The organism is Sabulicella glaciei, from assembly GCF_026183895.1.
Lineage (GTDB): Bacteria > Pseudomonadota > Alphaproteobacteria > Acetobacterales > Acetobacteraceae > Roseococcus > Roseococcus glaciei.
The window spans coordinates 25,727-43,373 of sequence record NZ_JAPFQI010000024.1; the positions used below are offsets into that span (position 1 = coordinate 25,727).

Annotated in this window: 18 protein-coding genes; 1 reads left to right on the top strand and 17 read right to left on the bottom strand. The window is 70.3% G+C overall.

Features of this window, described 5'->3' with window-relative positions; translation table 11 throughout:
* Nucleotides 1–5: 5 nt before the first annotated feature.
* From OF850_RS20315 to OF850_RS20355, 8 genes are all read right to left on the bottom strand, one after another.
* The gene (locus tag OF850_RS20315) at nt 6–2,957 is read right to left on the bottom strand and encodes a formate dehydrogenase subunit alpha (protein ID WP_301592161.1); all 2,952 of its coding nucleotides are present in this window, start codon (nt 2,955–2,957) and stop codon (nt 6–8) included.
* A gap of 12 nt (nt 2,958–2,969) precedes the next feature.
* The gene (locus tag OF850_RS20320; protein ID WP_301592162.1) at nt 2,970–3,227 is read right to left on the bottom strand and encodes a twin-arginine translocation signal domain-containing protein; all 258 of its coding nucleotides are present in this window, start codon (nt 3,225–3,227) and stop codon (nt 2,970–2,972) included.
* Nucleotides 3,228–3,995 (bottom strand): molecular chaperone TorD family protein, encoded by a 768-nt coding sequence (locus OF850_RS23790; protein ID WP_368044712.1) that lies wholly within the window; start codon nt 3,993–3,995, stop codon nt 3,228–3,230.
* Nucleotides 3,996–4,175: 180 nt separating this feature from the next.
* Entirely contained in the window at nt 4,176–4,850 is a 675-nt protein-coding gene (locus OF850_RS20335; protein ID WP_301592163.1) for a DUF3306 domain-containing protein, read from the bottom strand.
* The gene (locus tag OF850_RS20340) at nt 4,847–5,344 is read right to left on the bottom strand and encodes a DUF3305 domain-containing protein (RefSeq protein WP_301592164.1); all 498 of its coding nucleotides are present in this window, start codon (nt 5,342–5,344) and stop codon (nt 4,847–4,849) included. Before OF850_RS20340 ends, OF850_RS20335 begins: the two co-directional genes overlap by 4 nt.
* The gene (locus OF850_RS20345) at nt 5,341–6,369 is read right to left on the bottom strand and encodes a DUF6352 family protein (RefSeq protein ID WP_301592165.1); all 1,029 of its coding nucleotides are present in this window, start codon (nt 6,367–6,369) and stop codon (nt 5,341–5,343) included. Before OF850_RS20345 ends, OF850_RS20340 begins: the two co-directional genes overlap by 4 nt.
* Complete coding sequence (locus OF850_RS20350) at nt 6,366–6,917, bottom strand: DUF6505 family protein (protein ID WP_301592166.1); 552 nt, start codon at nt 6,915–6,917, stop codon at nt 6,366–6,368. Before OF850_RS20350 ends, OF850_RS20345 begins: the two co-directional genes overlap by 4 nt.
* Nucleotides 6,914–7,588: a biotin/lipoate--protein ligase family protein gene (locus OF850_RS20355; RefSeq protein ID WP_301592167.1), complete on the bottom strand. Its 675-nt coding sequence runs from the start codon at nt 7,586–7,588 to the stop codon at nt 6,914–6,916. The genes OF850_RS20350 and OF850_RS20355 overlap by 4 nt, the downstream gene beginning before the upstream one ends.
* A 78-nt stretch (nt 7,589–7,666) precedes the next feature.
* Here OF850_RS20355 and OF850_RS20360 point away from each other — a divergent pair, with 78 nt between their 5' ends.
* Entirely contained in the window at nt 7,667–9,697 is a 2,031-nt protein-coding gene (locus OF850_RS20360) for a 4Fe-4S dicluster domain-containing protein (RefSeq protein ID WP_301592168.1), read from the top strand.
* On the opposite strand, the gene OF850_RS20365 is transcribed toward OF850_RS20360, so the two are convergent.
* The 9 genes from OF850_RS20365 to atpH all read right to left on the bottom strand — a co-directional run bounded on the left by OF850_RS20365 (nt 9,690) and on the right by atpH (nt 17,642).
* Complete coding sequence (locus OF850_RS20365; protein ID WP_301592169.1) at nt 9,690–9,971, bottom strand: hypothetical protein; 282 nt, start codon at nt 9,969–9,971, stop codon at nt 9,690–9,692. The two genes, OF850_RS20360 and OF850_RS20365, sit on opposite strands and share 8 nt — an antisense overlap.
* Complete coding sequence (locus tag OF850_RS20370) at nt 9,943–10,569, bottom strand: hypothetical protein (protein ID WP_301592170.1); 627 nt, start codon at nt 10,567–10,569, stop codon at nt 9,943–9,945. Before OF850_RS20370 ends, OF850_RS20365 begins: the two co-directional genes overlap by 29 nt.
* 37 nt (nt 10,570–10,606) lie before the next feature.
* Entirely contained in the window at nt 10,607–11,656 is a 1,050-nt protein-coding gene (locus OF850_RS20375) for a glycosyltransferase family 4 protein (RefSeq protein WP_301592171.1), read from the bottom strand.
* Between the two features lie 46 nt (nt 11,657–11,702).
* On the bottom strand, nt 11,703–12,548 hold the full coding sequence (locus OF850_RS20380) for a ferritin-like domain-containing protein (protein WP_301592172.1): 846 nt from the start codon (nt 12,546–12,548) through the stop codon (nt 11,703–11,705).
* Between the two features lie 31 nt (nt 12,549–12,579).
* Nucleotides 12,580–12,990: a F0F1 ATP synthase subunit epsilon gene (locus OF850_RS20385; RefSeq protein WP_301592173.1), complete on the bottom strand. Its 411-nt coding sequence runs from the start codon at nt 12,988–12,990 to the stop codon at nt 12,580–12,582.
* Between the two features lie 183 nt (nt 12,991–13,173).
* On the bottom strand, nt 13,174–14,601 hold the full coding sequence (gene atpD / locus OF850_RS20390; RefSeq protein ID WP_301592174.1) for a F0F1 ATP synthase subunit beta: 1,428 nt from the start codon (nt 14,599–14,601) through the stop codon (nt 13,174–13,176).
* Nucleotides 14,602–14,617: 16 nt separating this feature from the next.
* Nucleotides 14,618–15,499, bottom strand: a complete 882-nt coding sequence (locus tag OF850_RS20395) for a F0F1 ATP synthase subunit gamma (RefSeq protein ID WP_301592175.1) — start codon at nt 15,497–15,499, stop codon at nt 14,618–14,620.
* Between the two features lie 21 nt (nt 15,500–15,520).
* The gene (atpA, locus tag OF850_RS20400; protein WP_301592176.1) at nt 15,521–17,053 is read right to left on the bottom strand and encodes a F0F1 ATP synthase subunit alpha; all 1,533 of its coding nucleotides are present in this window, start codon (nt 17,051–17,053) and stop codon (nt 15,521–15,523) included.
* Nucleotide 17,054: 1 nt separating this feature from the next.
* Nucleotides 17,055–17,642 carry an ATP synthase F1 subunit delta gene (atpH, locus tag OF850_RS20405; RefSeq protein ID WP_301592177.1) on the bottom strand — a complete coding sequence of 196 codons (588 nt, stop codon included), beginning with the start codon at nt 17,640–17,642 and terminating at the stop codon, nt 17,055–17,057.
* Nucleotides 17,643–17,647 lie beyond the last annotated feature (5 nt).

A 17,647-nucleotide genomic window follows, 5' to 3' on the forward strand; every position in this document is an offset into this window, starting at 1 on the left:
TCTCCTTATGCCGCGCGGATCTGGCACAGCGTGACCTTGGTTTCCTGCATGTAGGTCACCGGGTCATAGCCATAGGTCGTGACGGTGTTCGCGCTCTCGCCGAGCACGATCGGGTCGGCGCCCTGCGGGTATTTCGCGCGCAGATCGTCGCCCTGGTACCAGCCGCCGAAGTGGAAGGGCATGAAGGCGACGCCCTTGCCGACGCGCTCCGTCACCAGGGCCTTCACCCGGACGCGGGCGTTGTTCTCGGGGCCCATCACCCAGACGAACTGCCCGTCGCGGATGGAGCGCGCGGCGGCGTCCTCCGGATGGATCTCGACGAACATGTCCTGCTGCAGCTCGGCGAGCCACTTGTTGGAGCGCGTCTCCTCGCCGCCGCCCTCGTACTCGACGAGGCGGCCGGAGGTGAGGACGATCGGGAAGTCGCGCGACACCGTGTTGGAGCGCGCCTGCACCGACTGCCCCAGATGAGGCAGGCGGAAGGCCCGGCGGTCCGGCATGGCCGGATACTGCGAAAGCAGGTCGGTGCGCGGCGTGTAGATCGGCTCGCGATGCACCGGCACCGGGTCAGGCAGGTTCCAGGCGACGGCGCGCGCTTTGCCGTTGCCGCAGGGCGAGCAGCCATGCTCCATCGCCACGCGGATGATGCCGCCCGAAAGATCGGTCATCCAGGACACGCGGTCCTCGTTGCCCTCGCCCACGCGGGCGATGGTCGCCTTCTCCTCCGCCGTCAGCTCGTCGAACCAGCCGAGGCGCTTGAGCACTGCGACCGTGAACTCCGGATACCCGTCCTGGATCTCCGACCCGCGGGAGAAGGAGCCCTCGGCCAGCAGGGTCTGCCCGTTGCGCTCCACGCCGAAGCGGGCGCGGAAGGCGCCGCCGCCCTCCTTCACGTGCAGGTTGGTGTTGTAGAGGATGTGCGAGCCGGGGTGGCGCATCTCGGGCGTGCCCCAGCACGGCCAGGGCAGGCCGTAGAAGTCGCCGCGGATGCTTTCTGGCGCGTCGTCCTTCGCGCGCAGCGTCACCAGGTCGAACTTGTCCTGGTTGGCCATGTGGGCCTTCAGCCGCTCGGGGCTGATGCCGGTGTAGCCCGTGCCCCAGGCGCCGCGGTTGATCTCCTTCAGGATGCTCTCGGCCGTCGGCTCGCCGTTGACGATCTCGTACGGCTTGAAGATGTCCTGGGCGAAGCGGATGGTCATGTTCGCCCGCTCCGCCGCGCCGTCGAGCGCCTTGGACAGGTCGAACATCACCCGGTAGTCCGAGCGGCTCTCGAAGATCGGGTCCACGATCTTGTTGCCCCACTGCACCGAGCGGTTGGAGCAGGTGCGCGAGCCATTGGTCTCGAACTGCGTGCAGATGGGCAGGAGGTAGGTGTTCTCCCGCCGACTGCCCATCACCGCGAGCGTCGTCGGATGCGGGTCAGCGATGACCAGCAGGTCCAGCGCGTCGAGGCCCTTCACCGCCTCCGGCATGCGGGTGACGGTGTTGCCGCCATGGCCGAACACGACCATGCCCTTGATGTTGTCGCGCTGCTGCACCTGGTCGCGCGGCAGGAGGATGCCGTCGAAGTAGCGGGTGGTCGGGATGCCCGGCGTGTTCATCATGGCCGGCGTGTCGAAGCGCGCGCGCATGCTTTCGAAGGACACGTCCCAGACGCGCGACCAGTGGCGCCATGCCGCCTCATCGATGCCGTAATAGGCGGGCAGCGACGCGACATCGAGGCCGAAGTCGGACGCGCCCTGCACGTTGCAGTGGCCGCGGAAGATGTTGGCACCCGTGCCCGGCGCACCCACGTTGCCCGTGGCCAGCAGCAGGATGCAGTAGGCGCGGACATTGGCCGTGCCGACTGTCTTCTGCGTCGCGCCCATGCACCAGATCAGCGTCGAGGGCTTCTGGGTGGCGAACATCTGCGCCACGCGCTTCAGCTGCTCAGCGGGAACGCCGGTGACGCGCTCCACCTCGGCCGGGTGCCACTTCGCGACCTCGGTGCGCACCTCCTCCATGCCGTAGACGCGCTGGCGGATGAACTCCTTGTCCTCCCAGCCATTCTCCAGGATGTGCCACAGCATGCCCCAGACGATGGGAATGTCCGTGCCCGGGCGGATGCGGATGTACTCGGTGGAGTGGGCGGCGGTGCGGCTGTAGCGCGGGTCGATGACGATGAAGTTGGCGCGGTTGATCTCCTTGCCGCTCAGCACGTGCTGCATGGCGATCGGATGCGCTTCCGCGGGATTCCCGCCCATGACGATCATGGTCTTGGAATTGCGGATGTCGTTGTAGGAATTGGTCTGCGCGCCGTAGCCCCAGGTGTTGGCGACGCCCGCCACCGTGGTGGAATGGCAGATGCGCGCCTGGTGGTCGACGGAGTTCGTGCCCCAGAAGGCCGCGAACTTGCGGTACAGGTAGGAACCCTCGTTGGAGAACTTGGCGGAGCCCAGCAGGAACACGGAATCCGGGCCGGAGCGGCGGCGGATCTCGATCATCTTCTCCGCGACCTCGCGCATCGCGACGTCCCAGGAGATGCGCTGCCACTGGCCGTTCACCAGCTTCATCGGGTATTTCAGGCGCCGGTCGCCATGCACCAGCTCACGCACCGAGGCGCCCTTGGCGCAATGCGTGCCGCGGTTAATCGGCGATTCCCAGGTCGGCTCCTGGCCCACCCAGACACCGTTCTGCACCTCGGCCGTCACGGTGCAGCCGACGGAGCAATGGGTGCAGACATTCTTGATGCGCTGCACCGGCGCGCCGTGGTCGATCACCCCGGCGGCGGCGCCGACGCGGATCGCCTGGGCATCGGCCATGCGCGGAGCGATGCCGGCCAGCGCCGCCACGCCTGCGCCGGCAAGCCCGGCATTCTTCAGGAAGGAGCGGCGGTCCAGCCCGCCGGAGGACAGGCCCTGATAGGCCGAGGCGAGGCGCTGGCGGGAGGCGCGGCCGTCGGTGCGCTTGATGAGCATGGCGGCGTTTCCTCAGTACTCGTAACGGTTGGTGCGGATGAAGGCCTGCACGCCCGGCGCATTCGGCTGGAATCGCGCGGCGCGGCGGTTCTCCTGGCTTTCCTTGCGGGCGTCGCGCGCGGGAACGGCATCGGCGCGCGGATTGGCGGCCAGGGCCGGGGCGGTGGAAGCCGCGGCGGCAGCGGTGCCCAGGCCCAGCGTCTTCAGGAAGCCGCGGCGCCGGCTCGCGTCTTGTTGGTCGTTCGGCATGGCCTCACCCTTTCCGCTCATTCAGGCCGCCAGCTCCGCCGCGGCCAGTTCCACATCCATCAGGGCACGGCCCAGGCCGCCGACGGCACGGTAGAACACCGCGGCCTCGGCCAGCTCCAGGTCGGCGAAGAAGCGCATCGCCCACGGGCGAAGATGGCGGGCGAAGAAGGCATCCACCTCCTCCGGCGCGCCGCGCAGCAATCCGGCCATCACCTCGCACTCGAAGGCGATGTGGTCCTCCGGCTCCGGCACCGCGGCGGCGCGCGCGATGCCGAGCCGGGCGAGGTCGCCGCGCAGCTCGGCCAGGGGCCGCTCGTGCAGGAAGCCGGTCAGGTAGTAGGAGGCGAAGGGCAGCAGCTCGCCGCGCCCCAGCCCGATGAAAAGGTCGTGATACTCGCGCCCGGCCGAGATCGGGTCGGCGGCCCGCGCCGCTTCCCCTAGCGCGCCAAGCGCGGTGCCCACCGGCGTGTCGTCCCCCGGCAGGGCGGAAAGCCGCCGCAGCATGGCGGAATCCGGGGCGGCGGCAAGGAGATGGCCCAGCAGAGCGTAGAGATTGGCCCGGCCTTCGCGCAGCGGATCGGGCGCGGCGACGGGGGAAGCGGCCTCGGGCCACAGGTCGGGGCGAAGGCGCTGGCGGGGAATGCCCGTCGCAGCCTCCACCTCGGGCACGCGCTCGGCCGGGATGCCGGACTGCTTCCACAGGAAGACGGTGCGGCGCGCGATTCCGAGCTTCGCCTGGAAGGATTCCATCCCTCCGGCGGCCGTGATGGCGGCCTCCAGACCGTCCACAGGCAATTCCCGACCCATGCGATAAGTTGTGCAGAAGTTTTGCACCATGGTCAAGCAAACCATGACGCAAGGGGGCCCTTTGACGACCGAATTATTGCGTCGCAACAGGGTTTTATAACGGACTCGTGTCGTCCTGTTTCCCGTTACTTGCAATTGCGAGTAATTCTCAAAAGAGGAGTTCTAGGCCGGCAGGGCGCCCCCGTGCCGCCGGCGCGGCATCGCCTCATCCCCGTCCACCTCCGGCGAGAGGGCAGGCGGCACCTCCGCGACCAGCAAGGGCGGCTCCGGCTCGGGCGCGGCTTCCTCGACCGGAACGGGGGCATCGGCCTCCGGCTCGGCTTCCTCCGCCGCGGCGACGAGCTCGGGCTTCTCCGCCTCCGGTTCCGGCTCGCCGATGGCGCGGCGCAGCAGTTCCTTCACCTTTTCCGCCGTCTCGCCGAGCGTGTCGGAGAAGCCAGGGGGCAGGCCGCCCGGCGTGTTGAAGTCCCAGCCGTAATCGAGCGGCGACAGGTAGTCGCGGATCAGCGGGTCCGCCACCCAGGCCTTGCGCAGCGCCGCGTGGCGCAAGGCCAGCGGCACGCCCTTGCGGAGAAAGGCCGTGAAGTCCGAGCCCGCGTGCAGCGCATCCAGCGGCGGCAGGCTCGCGAGGCCGAACTCCTCTTCGGTCTCCGCTTCCGGTTCCGGCGCGGCGACCGACGCCTCCGGAGCAGCTTCCGCCACGGGTGGAATGAAGGCAGGCGGCAGCTCCACCTCGACGGCCGGCGGGGCGGGCGGTGCCTCGGTCTCGGGCACCGTTTCCTCGCCGCGCAGCGCGGCGCGCTTGCGCTGCGACCAGCGCCCGAGGAAGCCGCTCATTTCGGCTGCCTCCGGCCCATGGAGTCCGGATCCTGCCGGTCACGCTTGCGCTTGTGGAACACGCGCTCGACATGGTGCTCGCGCACGAACTCCGCCAGCAGGGATTGGATCCCCGGCGGCATGGGCAGGGATTCCAGGATGTCGCGCGGGCCCTCGGTGAAGATCTCCGCCTCGCCTGGATCCACGGTGACCGCTTGCAGCATCACCCCCTCGCCATCCGGCTCCGGGCGCAGCAGCACCCAGATCAACGGCTGCGCGGCCTCCAGATTGTCCTTGTAGTTGGGCGTGTCGGTGCGGTGCAGCGTCACCTCGGCGGCGCCGGCAAAGAACACCTCTCGCCCAGCCTCCTCGCGCAGCCGCGTCCAGGCGGGGACGGGCGGGGCTTCCTCCAGCACCGCCAGGGGGCGCCAGACGCGCGCCTGCCAGACCGTCACGCCGGGCCGGCTTTCCGCCAGCACGGCGACGGGCACGGACAAGGTCGGCGGCAGGCTCATGCCGCGTCCGCCGCCGCGACCAGCGGCAGGTTGGTGGCGAGGTTCTGCGCCTTCATCCGCACGCGCTGCGCCGCATCCATCGCCAAGGCCAGATAGACCGGCTTCCCTTGGGCGCGCGGCAACACCCGCGTCGCATCCTCGAATTCCAGCACGCCCAGCCACAGGATGCGCGCGAGCTCCGCCTGGGACACCTTCTTGCCTTCCCACAGCGCGTTGCTGATGCGCGTCGCCTCGGCATCCAGCCCGACATGCCAAGTCCAGTTGCGGTCCTCGATGACAGGCACGGGGCGGATCGCGACGCGCTCGCCGAGCAGGTGGTGGATGAAGCGCTCCAGGGCCCGGGCCATGCCGTGCTGGCCGGGCCGCCCCTCAGCGATGTCCAGCGCCAGGTCGTGCGCGTCGGAACGGGCGCGATAGCCAGGGGCGAGCGCCTCGCTCAGCACCTCCAGCTCCACCTCGCGCGGCGGTGCGCCGGCCTCGGTGAGCAGCCGGCCCAGGGCGCCGAGGTCGCCCCCGGCGTGACGGGTGTCCACCACCTCCTCATCGGCGAGCAGGGTCGCGCCCACCGTGATGGCGGCGCGCTGGGTGCGGAACAGGCACTCCGCGGCGCGCAGGGTGAAGGCATCGCCTTCCCCTTCCATCGCCGCGCGGGCGACGAGGTGGGTCAGCATGCCGAGAAACAGGGGCGGCACTCCCGAAACCCCCTCGCGGAACAGGCGCAGCCACGCCGCCTCCAGCGTCGGCGCGGCGGACACGCGGTTGCGGAAGGACAGGAAGACCTGCCAGTTCTCCACGGCATCCGGGTCGGCGAGGCGCGTGGGGTCCACCGCGGCGCCCGGCTCCTCCAGGAGCCGCGCATGCAGGGCGCGCTCGGCGTCGCAGGCCTCGGGCGGCGGGAGGAGTTCGGGCCGGGCCAGGAAGGCGCGCCACAGATCGGGGGTGGCGAGCAGCCGTCCCTCCTCCGACACGTCGCAAAGATGGTGGCCGGAGGCGACCCAGAAATCGCCGGGCGACAGCAGGCTCATTGCCGGTCCTTCAGCAGCGCGGCGAGGTCGGGACGTTCCTCCGCCGCCTCCTCCACCTCGGCGATGGCGAAGACGGGCAAGGCGCCGAAATCGCGATGAGGCACCTCGCGCCGGTGCAGCGTGCGGAAGGCCTCGCGCTGCTCGCCGTTCTCGTCGTGGGAGCGGTGCAGCGCCAGCACGGTTCCGGCGGGCTGGTCGCGGCACAGGGATTCCGCGAAGCCCAGCTCCTCCTCCGCCGCGCCAGTCGCCGCCGCCTCGTCCGGCGCGCCATAGGCTTCGCGGATATGCGCTGTCAGGGCGTGCAGCGCGGCCGCGCGCCCCTCCGGCGGGCAGTCCGCAACCTCCACCAGCGTGGACCAGCCGAAGGATCCGAGACCCAGGAAGCCGGAGCGGAAGGCCTGCTGCCGCTTGCCGGACAAGGAGGCCGGCGCGTCGTCCCAGAAGGCGAAGCCGCCGGGAACCGCCCATTCCCCCGGCTCGGCGGCGACAGGAAACACCAGCGCGTCCGACGCGTCGAGGCGCAGCGTGCGAAGCAGCTTGCCGCTCACGGCAGCGCCCTCGTTTCGCGCTGGCCATCCTGCTCGAGGACCAGGGCGCCGGTCGCGGGGTCGATGCCGCGCTTCGTCCCCTGCCCGTCCTCCAGCCTCGCCAGGTACTTGTCGGAAACGCGGCGCAGGCCCCGCGCCTCCCATTCATCCATGTTCGCCATCAGGTGGCGGGCGAAAAGTTCGGTGACGATCGCCGGATCCAGCTCGTCGAAGCCTTCCTCGAAAAAGGACGTCTCGCCCGGGCGCTCGCCGGGAATGACGCTGGCGGGCCAGCGCAGCCGCAATTCGAAGCCGAGTACCAGCCAGGCGGGGATCTCGCCTTCCGCCGCATCGGGGGGCAGCGCCATGCGCATCTCCCCCACCACGCCGTCATTCACCGTGAGCGTGCCGGGCCAGCGCCAGCGCACCGGCAATTCGGGCGGGGCGATGGCGCAGACCGCGTCGGCCAGGGCGTTGCACCCGGTGAGGAAGGCGATGCGCGCCAGGCCGAGCGGACGATCCGGCTCCAGCACCACCGCCGCCTCCGCCCGCTGGGCCGAGCCGACCCAGCACAGCGTCCCGGCCCCGCGCGTGGGCGCCAGCGCGATGGCGCGGGCCATCGCATCCCCCGCCTCGCGCAGGCGAAGTGGCGAAAATACGCTGGGCAGCGGCGGAAGCCCTTCGACCTGCAAGCGGAAATCCCCATCTATCCCGAGTGTCGCGGGGGGATATAAGCGCCCGCAAGCCCGCCGGGAAGAAAGACCACCACCATGACCGCTCCCACGCGCCTCAACCTCGTCTGCTCCTGCGAGGACACGATGGACCTCGACGGCCGCGCCATCGCGCGCGGCTGCGGCGGCGAGGTGCGGACGGCCGAGCAGCTGTGCCGGACGCAGCTGGATCGCTTCCTCGCGGCGCTGGGCGAGAACCGTCCCGTCACCGTCGCCTGCACCCAGGAAGCGCCGCTTTTCGCCCAGGAGGCGGAGGAGGCGGGGTTCCGCCATCCCCTCGACTTCGTGAACGTGCGCGAGCATGCGGGCTGGTCCGCCGAGGGGCGCGAGGCGGGGCCGAAGATGGCCGGGCTGCTGGCCGGGGCGGCGGTGCCCATGGGCGACACGCCGCTGGTCGCGCTGGAGAGCAAGGGCGTGGCGCTGATCCTGGGCCGCGACGCAGCGGCACTGGAAGCGGCGCGCGCCCTGATGGACCGGCTGGACGTCACCGTTCTGCTGACGGGCGAGGCGGAGGTGCAGCCCCTGCGCCGCGCCGAGTTCCCGGTGGCCAAGGGCCGCGCCCGGGCGGCGACGGGCTGGCTCGGCGCCTTCTCTGTCACGGTGGATGGCTATGCCGCCCCCTCCCCTTCCTCGCGCGGGACCTATGCATGGGGGCCGGAGAAGAACGGCGCCAGCTCCCGCTGCGACCTGATCCTGGATCTTTCCGGCGGCACGCCCCTCTTCCCGACGCATGAGCTGCGCCAGGGCTACCTGCGCGCCGCGCCGGGCGACGCGGCTGCGCTGACGCGCGCCATCGCCGCTGCGGGCGAGCTGGTCGGCACCTTCGACAAGCCGCGTTTCGTCCACTTCGATGCCGGGCTCTGCGCCCATTCGCGCAACCGCCGCACCGGCTGCACGCGCTGCCTCGACCTTTGCCCCACCGGCGCCATCACTCCGACCGGCAAGGATCACGTGGAGGTCTCGGCCGAGATCTGCGCCGGCTGCGGCGCCTGCGCGGCGGTCTGCCCCACCGGCGCCATCACCTATGCCTTGCCGACCGCCGACGCCCTGGCGCGGCGCATGCGCGCCACCCTGCTGGGCTTCCGCGAGGCGGGCGGGCGCGATCCCATCATCCTGTTCCACGACGAGGGCCATGGCGAGGCGCTGCTGGACGCGCTGTCCCGCCACGGCGACGGGCTGCCCGCACGCGTCATCCTCCTCAAGGTGAACGAGGTGTCGCAGCTGGACCTGTCCCTGCTGGCCGGCGCCTTCGCCTGGGGCGCGGCGGGGGTGCGGCTGCTGTTGTCCGCGCGCCGCCCGCACGGGACGGAGGGCGTGTTCCGCAACCTCGGCTTTCTGCAGGCCGCGCTGGACAGGTTGGGGCTGGGCGGCACCCGCGCCACGGCGATCGAGACGGACGACCCCTTCACCCTGGGCGAGGCGCTGCGCGACACGCGCGGCCTGCGCGCGACCTGGGAGGCTGATACCTTCCTGCCGATGGGCGCCCCGCGGGAGGTGGTGCGCCAGGCCTTCCGCGCCCTGGACGCGGCAACCGGCGGGCATCACCCCGTCATTGCCATGGAGGAGAAGGCGCCCTTCGGCGTGGCGCGGGTCGAGGTCTCGGGCTGCACCCTGTGCCTCGCCTGCACCATGGTCTGCCCGACCAGTGCCCTTTCCGCCAACCCGGAAACGCCGCAGCTGCGCTTCTTGGAGGAAGCCTGCGTGCAATGCGGGCTTTGCGCCGCGACCTGCCCGGAACAGGTGATCACGCTGGAGCCGCGCCTGGATCTACGGCCCGAGGCCGCGCGCATCGCGGTGGTGAAGGAGGAGGAGCCCTTCCACTGCCTGCGCTGCGCGAAATCCTTCGGCATGAAGTCCTCCATCGAGCGGGTGAAGAGCAAGCTGGTGGCGAGCGGCCACTGGATGTTCCGCGACCCGGCCCGGCTGCGCGCCCTGGAGCTTTGCGAGGATTGCCGCGTGGTGGAGGCGACGGAGAACGCCCTCGACCCCTACGCGGCTGCCGAGCGCCCGCCGAGCCGCACCACCGAGGACTACCTGCGCGAGGCGGAGCGGGCGAAGCGCCTCAACTGAGCGCCTTCACCTCCGCCTCCAGCGCCGCGATCTCGCCGCGCAGCCCGGCGAGGTGACGGTCGCGCTGCTCGTGCTCGGCGGCGGTCTTGAGCTTCCAGCCATGCGCCTGGTCCACCTCGGCGCGCTTGCGGCGCAGCAGGGCGGTGATTTCGCCCCGTCTTGCCTCACGCTGCGCCAGTTCGGCCGGATCGGGCTCGGGCTCGGGCGCGGCGGGCGGCGGAACGGGCGGCGGCGGGGGTGAAGCCTCAGGCCGGAAGGCACCGTCCAGCGCCATCGCGCGAAAGGCGCGGCGCGGCGCGGAGGGGCGACGATGGCGCAGTCGCCGCGCGGGCCCGCCGCCCTGCGCGGCGTGGGCGTGCCAGCCGCGGAGGGCGCGGGCCGAACCCGGCCAGGAAATCCTCCAGCACCGGCTCATCCAGGCTGGAGGCTGCGTGGCGGCGCCAGCGCCGCAGGAGGGCCGCGGCGGCGAGGCGCGCTTCCAGCCGCTGGGCGGCGCGCGGGCTGAAGGCCTCGGCAAGCCAGTCCCAGCCCTGCGCGGCCGCGTCCCAAAGAAGCAGCGCCGCTTCCTCGAGGAGCCAGGCCAGGGCGCGCAGCCGCCACAGCAGCCACAGCGCAGGCGGGACCAGCAGCCGCGCATCGGGCGTCAGCAGCGCGAGGAGCGCCAGGGCCAGCGCCACCGCATCGGCCAGCAGGGCGCCCAGAACCAGCAGCTTGGGACCAAAGGCGGCGCGGCGTCGCGGCGGTTCGGCGAGAAGCTGGCGCGAAACGGCGATCAGTGCCTGCGTGCGCTCATCCCCTGCCCGGGGGGCGAGCCGTTCCAGCGCCTCCACGAGACGCGCCAGTTCCGCCAAGCGGGCTTCCTCCATGCGCATGGATGGAGGATCGCCGCTGGAGGTGAAGAAAGCCTTGTCAGATGCGCCAGGAAAGCCCGGCGCGGCGCACGCGAAGGGCGACGAAGCCGGTCCAGGCCAGCTGCGCCAGCAGGGCGGGCAGCACCACCAGCGGCTTCTCGGGCGGCGGCAGCTGCAGGAAGACCAGGGAAAGCACGGCCCCCAGCGCGGCGAAGCCCCAGTGCAGCCCGGCGATGACGGGCACGCGCATGCCGGCCCGCTGCGCCATCTGGTACAGATGCGTGCGGTGCGGATCGCTCACCCGTTCGCCCAGCAGGGCGCGGCGCAGCAGGGTGAAGCCGGCATCCCAGAGCAGGCCGAAAAGCAGCAGCGGCACGACCAGAAAGGAAACCTGGCTGCTCTCGAACCCCGCCGCCGCGACGGCGAGCACGGCTAGGATGAAGCCGGCGAATTGCGAGCCGACATCGCCCATGAAGATGCGCGCCGGATGCAGGTTGAAGGGCAGGAACCCGGCGAAGCCCGCTGCCAGGAACAGCCCGGCGGCGAAGACGAACCAGCCACCCTCCAATGCGCCGATCAGCGCCAGGGCGAGCGAGGACACGAGCACCACGCCGGCCACGAGCCCGTCCATCCCGTCCATGAAGTTCACCGCATTGGTGCAGCCGACGATCCAGAACAGGGTGATGGCGAGGCCCAGTGCGCCGAGCTCCACCTCGCCGAAGAACGGCAGGGACAAGCGCTGGAGCACGAGGCCCGAGCCCATCGCCACCAGCGCCGCGCCGGCCTGCGCCGCCAGCTTCACCAGGAAGCGGAAGTCGCGGATGTCGTCGGCCAGCGCCACCGCCGCCATGGCGATCGCGGCCAGCACCACGCCGGTGTAGCGCGTGTCGGCCAGCGGCATCAGCGGCGTGACATGGTGCAGCGCCAGCATGCCGAGGATGAAGGCCAGGACCGGCCCGAGCCCGCCCCCCTTGGGCGTGGGGTTGTGGTGCGCCTTGCGGTGATCCGGATGGTCCAGGATGGGCCGTGCGATCATCGCGCGCACGGCGATGGCCGAAACCAGCGCGAGCGGAAGGGCGAGGAGCAGGTGGGGCAGGAAACTGGGCATCGAGGGGCCCGGCCATGCCACGACGCGGGGCGCGGCGCCACCCCCGTCAGGCGGCGCGAGGAAGCGGAGGCTGCGCCGCCAGGGCGCGCAGGAAGCGGTCGCGCTTCCATTCGAGCAGCTTCCACGAGGCACGGGCCGCGAGGGCGGAAAGCCGCCCGCGCGGCTCCAGCCCCACCGCCTTGAAGATCATGCCCATGCCGCGCTCGATGTGGCGGAAGCGGTAATAGGTCATGGCCCGACCCATGTAGCCGGCGGAACAGCGGGCGTGGTCGTAGGAAACGTCCGGCCCGTCATTGGCGCAGTGGAAGGCGAAGGCGAGCTCGTCATCCTCTGTCTCGCCGACGCGGCCCAGAGCCACGCGCAGCCGCCGCGGGAAGGACAGGTTCTCCCGGCGCAGGTACCGCTTCATGTGATCGTAGAAAAGCTTGAAGTGCCGGTACTCGTCTGCGGCAATGAGGCGGCAGATCTCCTTCAGCACTGGCTCGTCCGAGGCTTCGCCCAGGGCGGTGTAGTAGGAGGAGGTTCCAGTCTCCACCATGCAGCGCGCGATCAGCTCCCCGGTGAGGGAGCCGCGGATGGAAGCGTCGGCCTTGGTGTCGACCGTGTAGCCGGCGCGATACTTCGCGAAGGCGGCCATGTAGTCGAAGGACGGGTCGGCCAGGGTGGACCACTTGCCCAGCGCGTCGCCGTGCTGGATTTCCTCCACCGCCCAATTGTCGGCGGCAAGCTGGAAATCCGGGTCGTCCTTGAAGACGGATTTGAGGTAGAGCGCATAGTCGTCGCCGTTGCGCTCCACCATGGCGGCGGCCTTCACCAGCGGGATCACCGCCGGGTCCACCTTTGCGGGATCGAAGCGATCCCACGCCACCTGCTCGATCGTCCAGTGCTTCATGGCACGGAGATGCGCGGGCGGCGGGCGGGCTTCAAGCCGCCTGAGCCGCGTCGCGCATGGCACGCATGGACAGCAGGCGAGCCATGGCGGCGTCGCGGCGCTCCGGCGTGTCCATGGCGGCCTCGGCATAGGCCGCCTCGGCCTCGGCGATGCGGCGCTCCGCCTCGGCGCGCGAAAGATCGGCGACCGGGGTCGCCTCGTCGGCCAGCACGGTCACGCGGGTCGGCGTGATCTCGGCGAAGCCGCCGGCGACGAAGAGGCTCTCCGTCTCCACCCCGTTCTCGCGCACGCGGATGGTGCCGCCACGCAGCGCCACGATCATCGGCGCGTGGCCGGCGAGGACGCCCATCTCGCCCTCGGCGGCGGGGATGATCGCCATCTCCACCTCCCGCGAGAGGAGGAGCTTTTCCGGCGAGACGAGTTCGAGCTGGAAGTTGGCCACGTGCGCCCCCTGCTACCCAAAAGAAGCGGCTGCCCAACAAAGGCGGGCACCGCCCAACGAGAATGCGCCGGTAAGGCCGGCGCCGCGCCCCAACCGACTTTCAGTCGGCGCACCTTTGCGTGGCGCGGAAGCCAAGGCGGCGGAGCCGCCGCCTGGCGTCTGAGGGCAAGAAACGCAGGCCGCTTAAGCGGCCTGCTTGAGCGTCTCGCCCTTCTTCACGGCCTCTTCGATCGTGCCGACCATGTAGAAGGCCGCCTCGGGAAGGTGGTCGTACTCGCCGTTGCAGATGGCGGCGAAAGAGCGGATCGTGTCCTCCAGCTTCACGAACACACCGGGCGTGCCCGTGAACACCTCGGCCACATGGAAGGGCTGGGACAGGAAGCGCTGGATCTTGCGCGCGCGCGCCACGACCAGCTTGTCCTCCTCCGACAGCTCATCCATGCCCAGAATGGCGATGATGTCCTGCAGCGACTTGTAGGTCTGCAGGATACGCTGCACCTCGCGGGCCGTGCGGTAGTGCTCGTCGCCCACCACGCGCGGGTCGAGGCCGCGGCTCGTGGAGTCGAGCGGGTCCACCGCCGGGAAGATGCCCAGCTCCGCGATGGAGCGGTTGAGCACTGTCGTCGCGTCGAGGTGCGCGAAGGAGGTGGCCGGGGCCGGGTCGGTCAGGTCGTCGGCGGGCACGTAGATGGCCTGCACCGAGGTGATCGAGCCCTTCTTGGTGGAGGTGATGCGCTCCTGCAGCGCGCCCATGTCGGTGGAAAGCGTCGGCTGGTAGCCCACCGCGGAAGGGATGCGGCCCAGCAGCGCCGACACCTCAGCGCCCGCCTGGGTGAAGCGGAAGATGTTGTCGATGAAGAACAGCACGTCCTGGCCCTGCTCGTCGCGGAAGTACTCCGCGATGGACAGGCCCGACAGGGCGACGCGTGCGCGGGCGCCCGGCGGCTCGTTCATCTGGCCATAGACCAGGGCCACCTTGGAGCCCTCGGTCGTGCCCTCGCCCAGCTTGATGACGCCGGCATCCACCATCTCGTGGTAGAGGTCGTTGCCCTCGCGGGTGCGCTCGCCCACGCCGGCGAAGACGGACACGCCGCCATGCGCCTTGGCGATGTTGTTGATCAGCTCCTGGATGGTCACGGTCTTGCCGACGCCAGCGCCGCCGAACAGGCCGATCTTGCCGCCCTTCAGGTAGGGGGCGAGGAGGTCGATGACCTTGATGCCCGTCACCAGGATCTCGGCCGAGGTCGCCTGCTCGTCGAAGGAAGGCGCCTCGCGGTGGATCGGGTAGAACTGCGTGGCCGGCACCGGGCCGCGCTCGTCGATCGGCTCGCCGATCACGTTCATGATGCGGCCCAGCGTGCCGGCGCCGACGGGGACGGAGATGCCCGCGCCCGTGTCCGTCACCTCGGCGCCGCGCACGAGCCCGTCCGTCGTGTCCATCGCGATGGTGCGGACGGTGCGCTCGCCGAGGTGCTGCGCGACCTCGAGCACGAGCTTGGAGCCGTTCACGTCCACGGTGAGCGCGTTGAGGATGGCGGGGAGCTCGGCGGGGAACTGCACGTCCACCACGGCGCCGAGCACCTGCGTCACCTGACCGACATTGTTCTTCATGGCCATGGTTCCTTTCTCAGACCGCCTCGGCACCGGAGATGATCTCGATCAGCTCCTTGGTGATGTTGGCCTGTCGGGTCCTGTTGTAGTTCAGCGTCAGCTTGTTGATCATCTCGCCCGCGTTGCGCGTGGCGTTGTCCATCGCGGTCATGCGGCTGCCCTGCTCGCCCGCCGCGCTTTCCAGCAGCGCGCGGTAGATCTGGATCGCCAGGTTCTGCGGCAGGAGCTGCGCGAGGATCTCCTCCTCGGTCGGCTCGTACTCGTAGAGCGCGCCGCCCGCGTCAGCCGACCCCTCGCCCTCGGGCAGCGGGGCCGGGATCAGCCGCTGCTCCGTCGGCACCTGGGTGATGACGTTGCGGAAGCGGTTGTAGAGTAGGGAGCAGGCGTCGAACTCGCCGGCTTCCAGCATCGCGGTGATGCGGTGCGCGACATCCTGCGCATCGGCGAATTCCAGCCGCTTCTTGCCGGCCAGGGTGATCTCCCCGATGAAGCGGGAGGCGAATTCGCGCTTCAGGTACGCGGCGCCCTTGCGGCCGACGGACAGGATCTTGACCGTCTTGCCCTCGCCCTCCAGCGCCCGAATGCGGGCGCGCGCGAAGCGGCCCACATTGGTGTTGAAGGGCCCGGCCAAGCCACGGTCGGCGGTGACGACCACCAGCAGGTGGACGTTGTCCGCCCCGGTGCCCACCAGCATGCGCGGCGCGTCGGGGCTGTTCGCCACCGAGGCGCCGAGCGACGCCAGCATGCGCTCCATCCGCTCCGCATAGGGGCGGGCGGCCTCCGCCTGGCTCTGCGCGCGGCGGAGCTTGGCGGCGGCCACCATCTTCATGGCCTGCGTGATCTTGCGCGTGGACTTCACGCTGTTGATCCGCATGCGCAGGCTCTTCAGGCTGGGCATCGGGCGATCCCGTTCAGAGCGTCAGGCGAAGGACTTGGCGAAGCTGTCGAGGAAGGCGACGAGCTTGGTCTCGGTCTCCTTCTTGATCTCGCGGTCCGTACGGATGCTGTTCATGATGTCCGGCGCCGCCGACTTCAGCTCGCCCAGCATCCGCGACTCGAACTCACCCACCTTGTTGACGGGAAGCTTGTCGAGGTAGCCGCGCGTGCCGGCGAAGATCGCCACCACCTGCTCCTCCACCGGCACCGGCTTGAACTGGGGCTGCTTCAGCAGCTCCGTCAGGCGGGCGCCACGGGCCAGCAGTGCCTGGGTCGAGGCGTCGAGGTCCGAGGAGAACTGGGCGAAGGCCGCCATCTCGCGGTACTGCGCGAGCTCCAGCTTGATCTTGCCGGCGACCTGCTTCATCGCCTTGATCTGCGCCGCCGAACCCACGCGGGACACGGAAAGGCCGACATTCACGGCGGGGCGGATGCCCTTGAAGAACAGCTCCGTCTCCAGGAAGATCTGGCCGTCCGTGATGGAGATGACGTTGGTCGGGATGTAGGCCGACACGTCGCCCGCCTGCGTCTCGATCACCGGCAGGGCGGTCAGCGAGCCCGCGCCGAAATCGTCGTTCATCTTGGCGGCCCGCTCCAGCAGGCGGGAATGCAGGTAGAATACGTCGCCCGGATAGGCCTCGCGGCCCGGCGGACGGCGCAGCAGCAGCGACATCTGACGGTAGGCGACGGCCTGCTTGGACAGGTCGTCGTAGAAGATGACCGCATGCATGCCGTTGTCGCGGAAGAACTCGCCCATGGCGCAGCCCGTGTAGGGCGCCAGGAACTGCATCGGCGCCGGGTCGGAGGCGGTGGCGGCGACGATGATCGAGTACTCGAGCGCGCCGCTCTCCTCCAGCTGCTTCACCAGCTGCGCGACGGTGGAGCGCTTCTGCCCGATCGCGACATAGATGCAGTAGAGCTTCTTCGACTCGTCGCCGGAGGCGTTGACGCCCTTCTGGTTGATGATCGTGTCCACGATCACCGCCGTCTTGCCGGTCTGGCGGTCGCCGATGACCAGCTCGCGCTGGCCGCGGCCGATGGGGATCAGGGCGTCGATCGCCTTGATGCCCGTCTGCATCGGCTCGTGCACGGACTTGCGGGGGATGATGCCCGGCGCCTTCAGCTCGGCACGGCGGCGCGTCACGTCCACTAGCGGGCCCTTGCCGTCGATGGGGTTGCCCAACCCGTCCACCACGCGGCCCAGCAGGCCCTTGCCGACCGGCACGTCCACGATGGCGCCGGTGCGCTGCACCGTGTCACCCTCGCGCACACCCTTGTCGTCGCCGAAGATCACGATGCCGACATTGTCGGTCTCGAGGTTCAGCGCCATGCCCTTGATGCCGGCGGAGGGGAACTCCACCAGCTCGCCGGCCATTACGTTCTGCAGCCCGTAGACGCGCGCGATGCCGTCGCCGACGGTCAGCACGGTGCCGACCTCGGCCACGTTGGCCTCGGCGTCGAAGCTCGCGATCTGCTGCTTCAGGATCTCCGAAATCTCAGCCGGACGGATTTCCATCTCAGGCGGCCCCCTTCATGGCATACTGCAGGCGCTGCAGCTTGGACTTGATCGAATTGTCGTAGAGGCGCGAGCCGATCCGCACGATCAGCCCGCCCAGGATGGAGCGGTCCACCGTCTCGGAAAGCTGGACGCCGGAGAAGCCGCTCTCCGTCAGGCGCGCGACGATCTGCGCGCGCTGCGTGTCGTTGAGCGGGAAGGCGCTGGTGACATGGGCCACCTGCTGCCCGCGGCGCTCGGCCAGCTTGGCGCCGAAGGCGGCAGCCACGGCCGGAAGCTCCGCGAGGCGGCGATTGGCGATGAGCACGCCCAGAAGGTTCCGGACCTCCTTGCCCACCCCGGCCTTGTCGGCCAGCGCGAAGGCGGCACCCTGCTGCTGCGTGGCCGAAAGGCGCGGATCGGCCAGGAAGGCGCGGAACCCGGCATCCTCGCGGACGATCCGGGCGAAGCCCTGCAGATCGGCCGCGATGCGGTCGAGCGTTCCCGGATCCTGGGCCCGCAATTCATCCGCATGGGCCAGCATGGCCAGCGCGTAGCGCTCCGCGACGCTACCGGCGGCGGGCGTGTCTTGGGAAATGGTCTCGGCCACCTGGC

Coding starts and splice junctions, on each gene's coding strand:
- OF850_RS20365 (WP_301592169.1), bottom strand. CDS start 9,971: ATGGCGCTGGACGGTGCCTTCCGGCCTGAGGCTTCACCCCCGCCGCCG.
- OF850_RS20360 (WP_301592168.1), top strand. CDS start 7,667: ATGACCGCTCCCACGCGCCTCAACCTCGTCTGCTCCTGCGAGGACACG.
- OF850_RS20380 (WP_301592172.1), bottom strand. CDS start 12,548: ATGAAGCACTGGACGATCGAGCAGGTGGCGTGGGATCGCTTCGATCCC.
- OF850_RS20320 (WP_301592162.1), bottom strand. CDS start 3,227: ATGAGCGGAAAGGGTGAGGCCATGCCGAACGACCAACAAGACGCGAGC.
- atpD (WP_301592174.1), bottom strand. CDS start 14,601: ATGAAGAACAATGTCGGTCAGGTGACGCAGGTGCTCGGCGCCGTGGTG.
- OF850_RS20315 (WP_301592161.1), bottom strand. CDS start 2,957: ATGCTCATCAAGCGCACCGACGGCCGCGCCTCCCGCCAGCGCCTCGCC.
- OF850_RS20340 (WP_301592164.1), bottom strand. CDS start 5,344: ATGAGCCTGCCGCCGACCTTGTCCGTGCCCGTCGCCGTGCTGGCGGAA.
- atpA (WP_301592176.1), bottom strand. CDS start 17,053: ATGGAAATCCGTCCGGCTGAGATTTCGGAGATCCTGAAGCAGCAGATC.
- OF850_RS20370 (WP_301592170.1), bottom strand. CDS start 10,569: ATGCGCATGGAGGAAGCCCGCTTGGCGGAACTGGCGCGTCTCGTGGAG.
- OF850_RS20335 (WP_301592163.1), bottom strand. CDS start 4,850: ATGAGCGGCTTCCTCGGGCGCTGGTCGCAGCGCAAGCGCGCCGCGCTG.
- OF850_RS20375 (WP_301592171.1), bottom strand. CDS start 11,656: ATGCCCAGTTTCCTGCCCCACCTGCTCCTCGCCCTTCCGCTCGCGCTG.
- OF850_RS20395 (WP_301592175.1), bottom strand. CDS start 15,499: ATGCCCAGCCTGAAGAGCCTGCGCATGCGGATCAACAGCGTGAAGTCC.
- OF850_RS20345 (WP_301592165.1), bottom strand. CDS start 6,369: ATGAGCCTGCTGTCGCCCGGCGATTTCTGGGTCGCCTCCGGCCACCAT.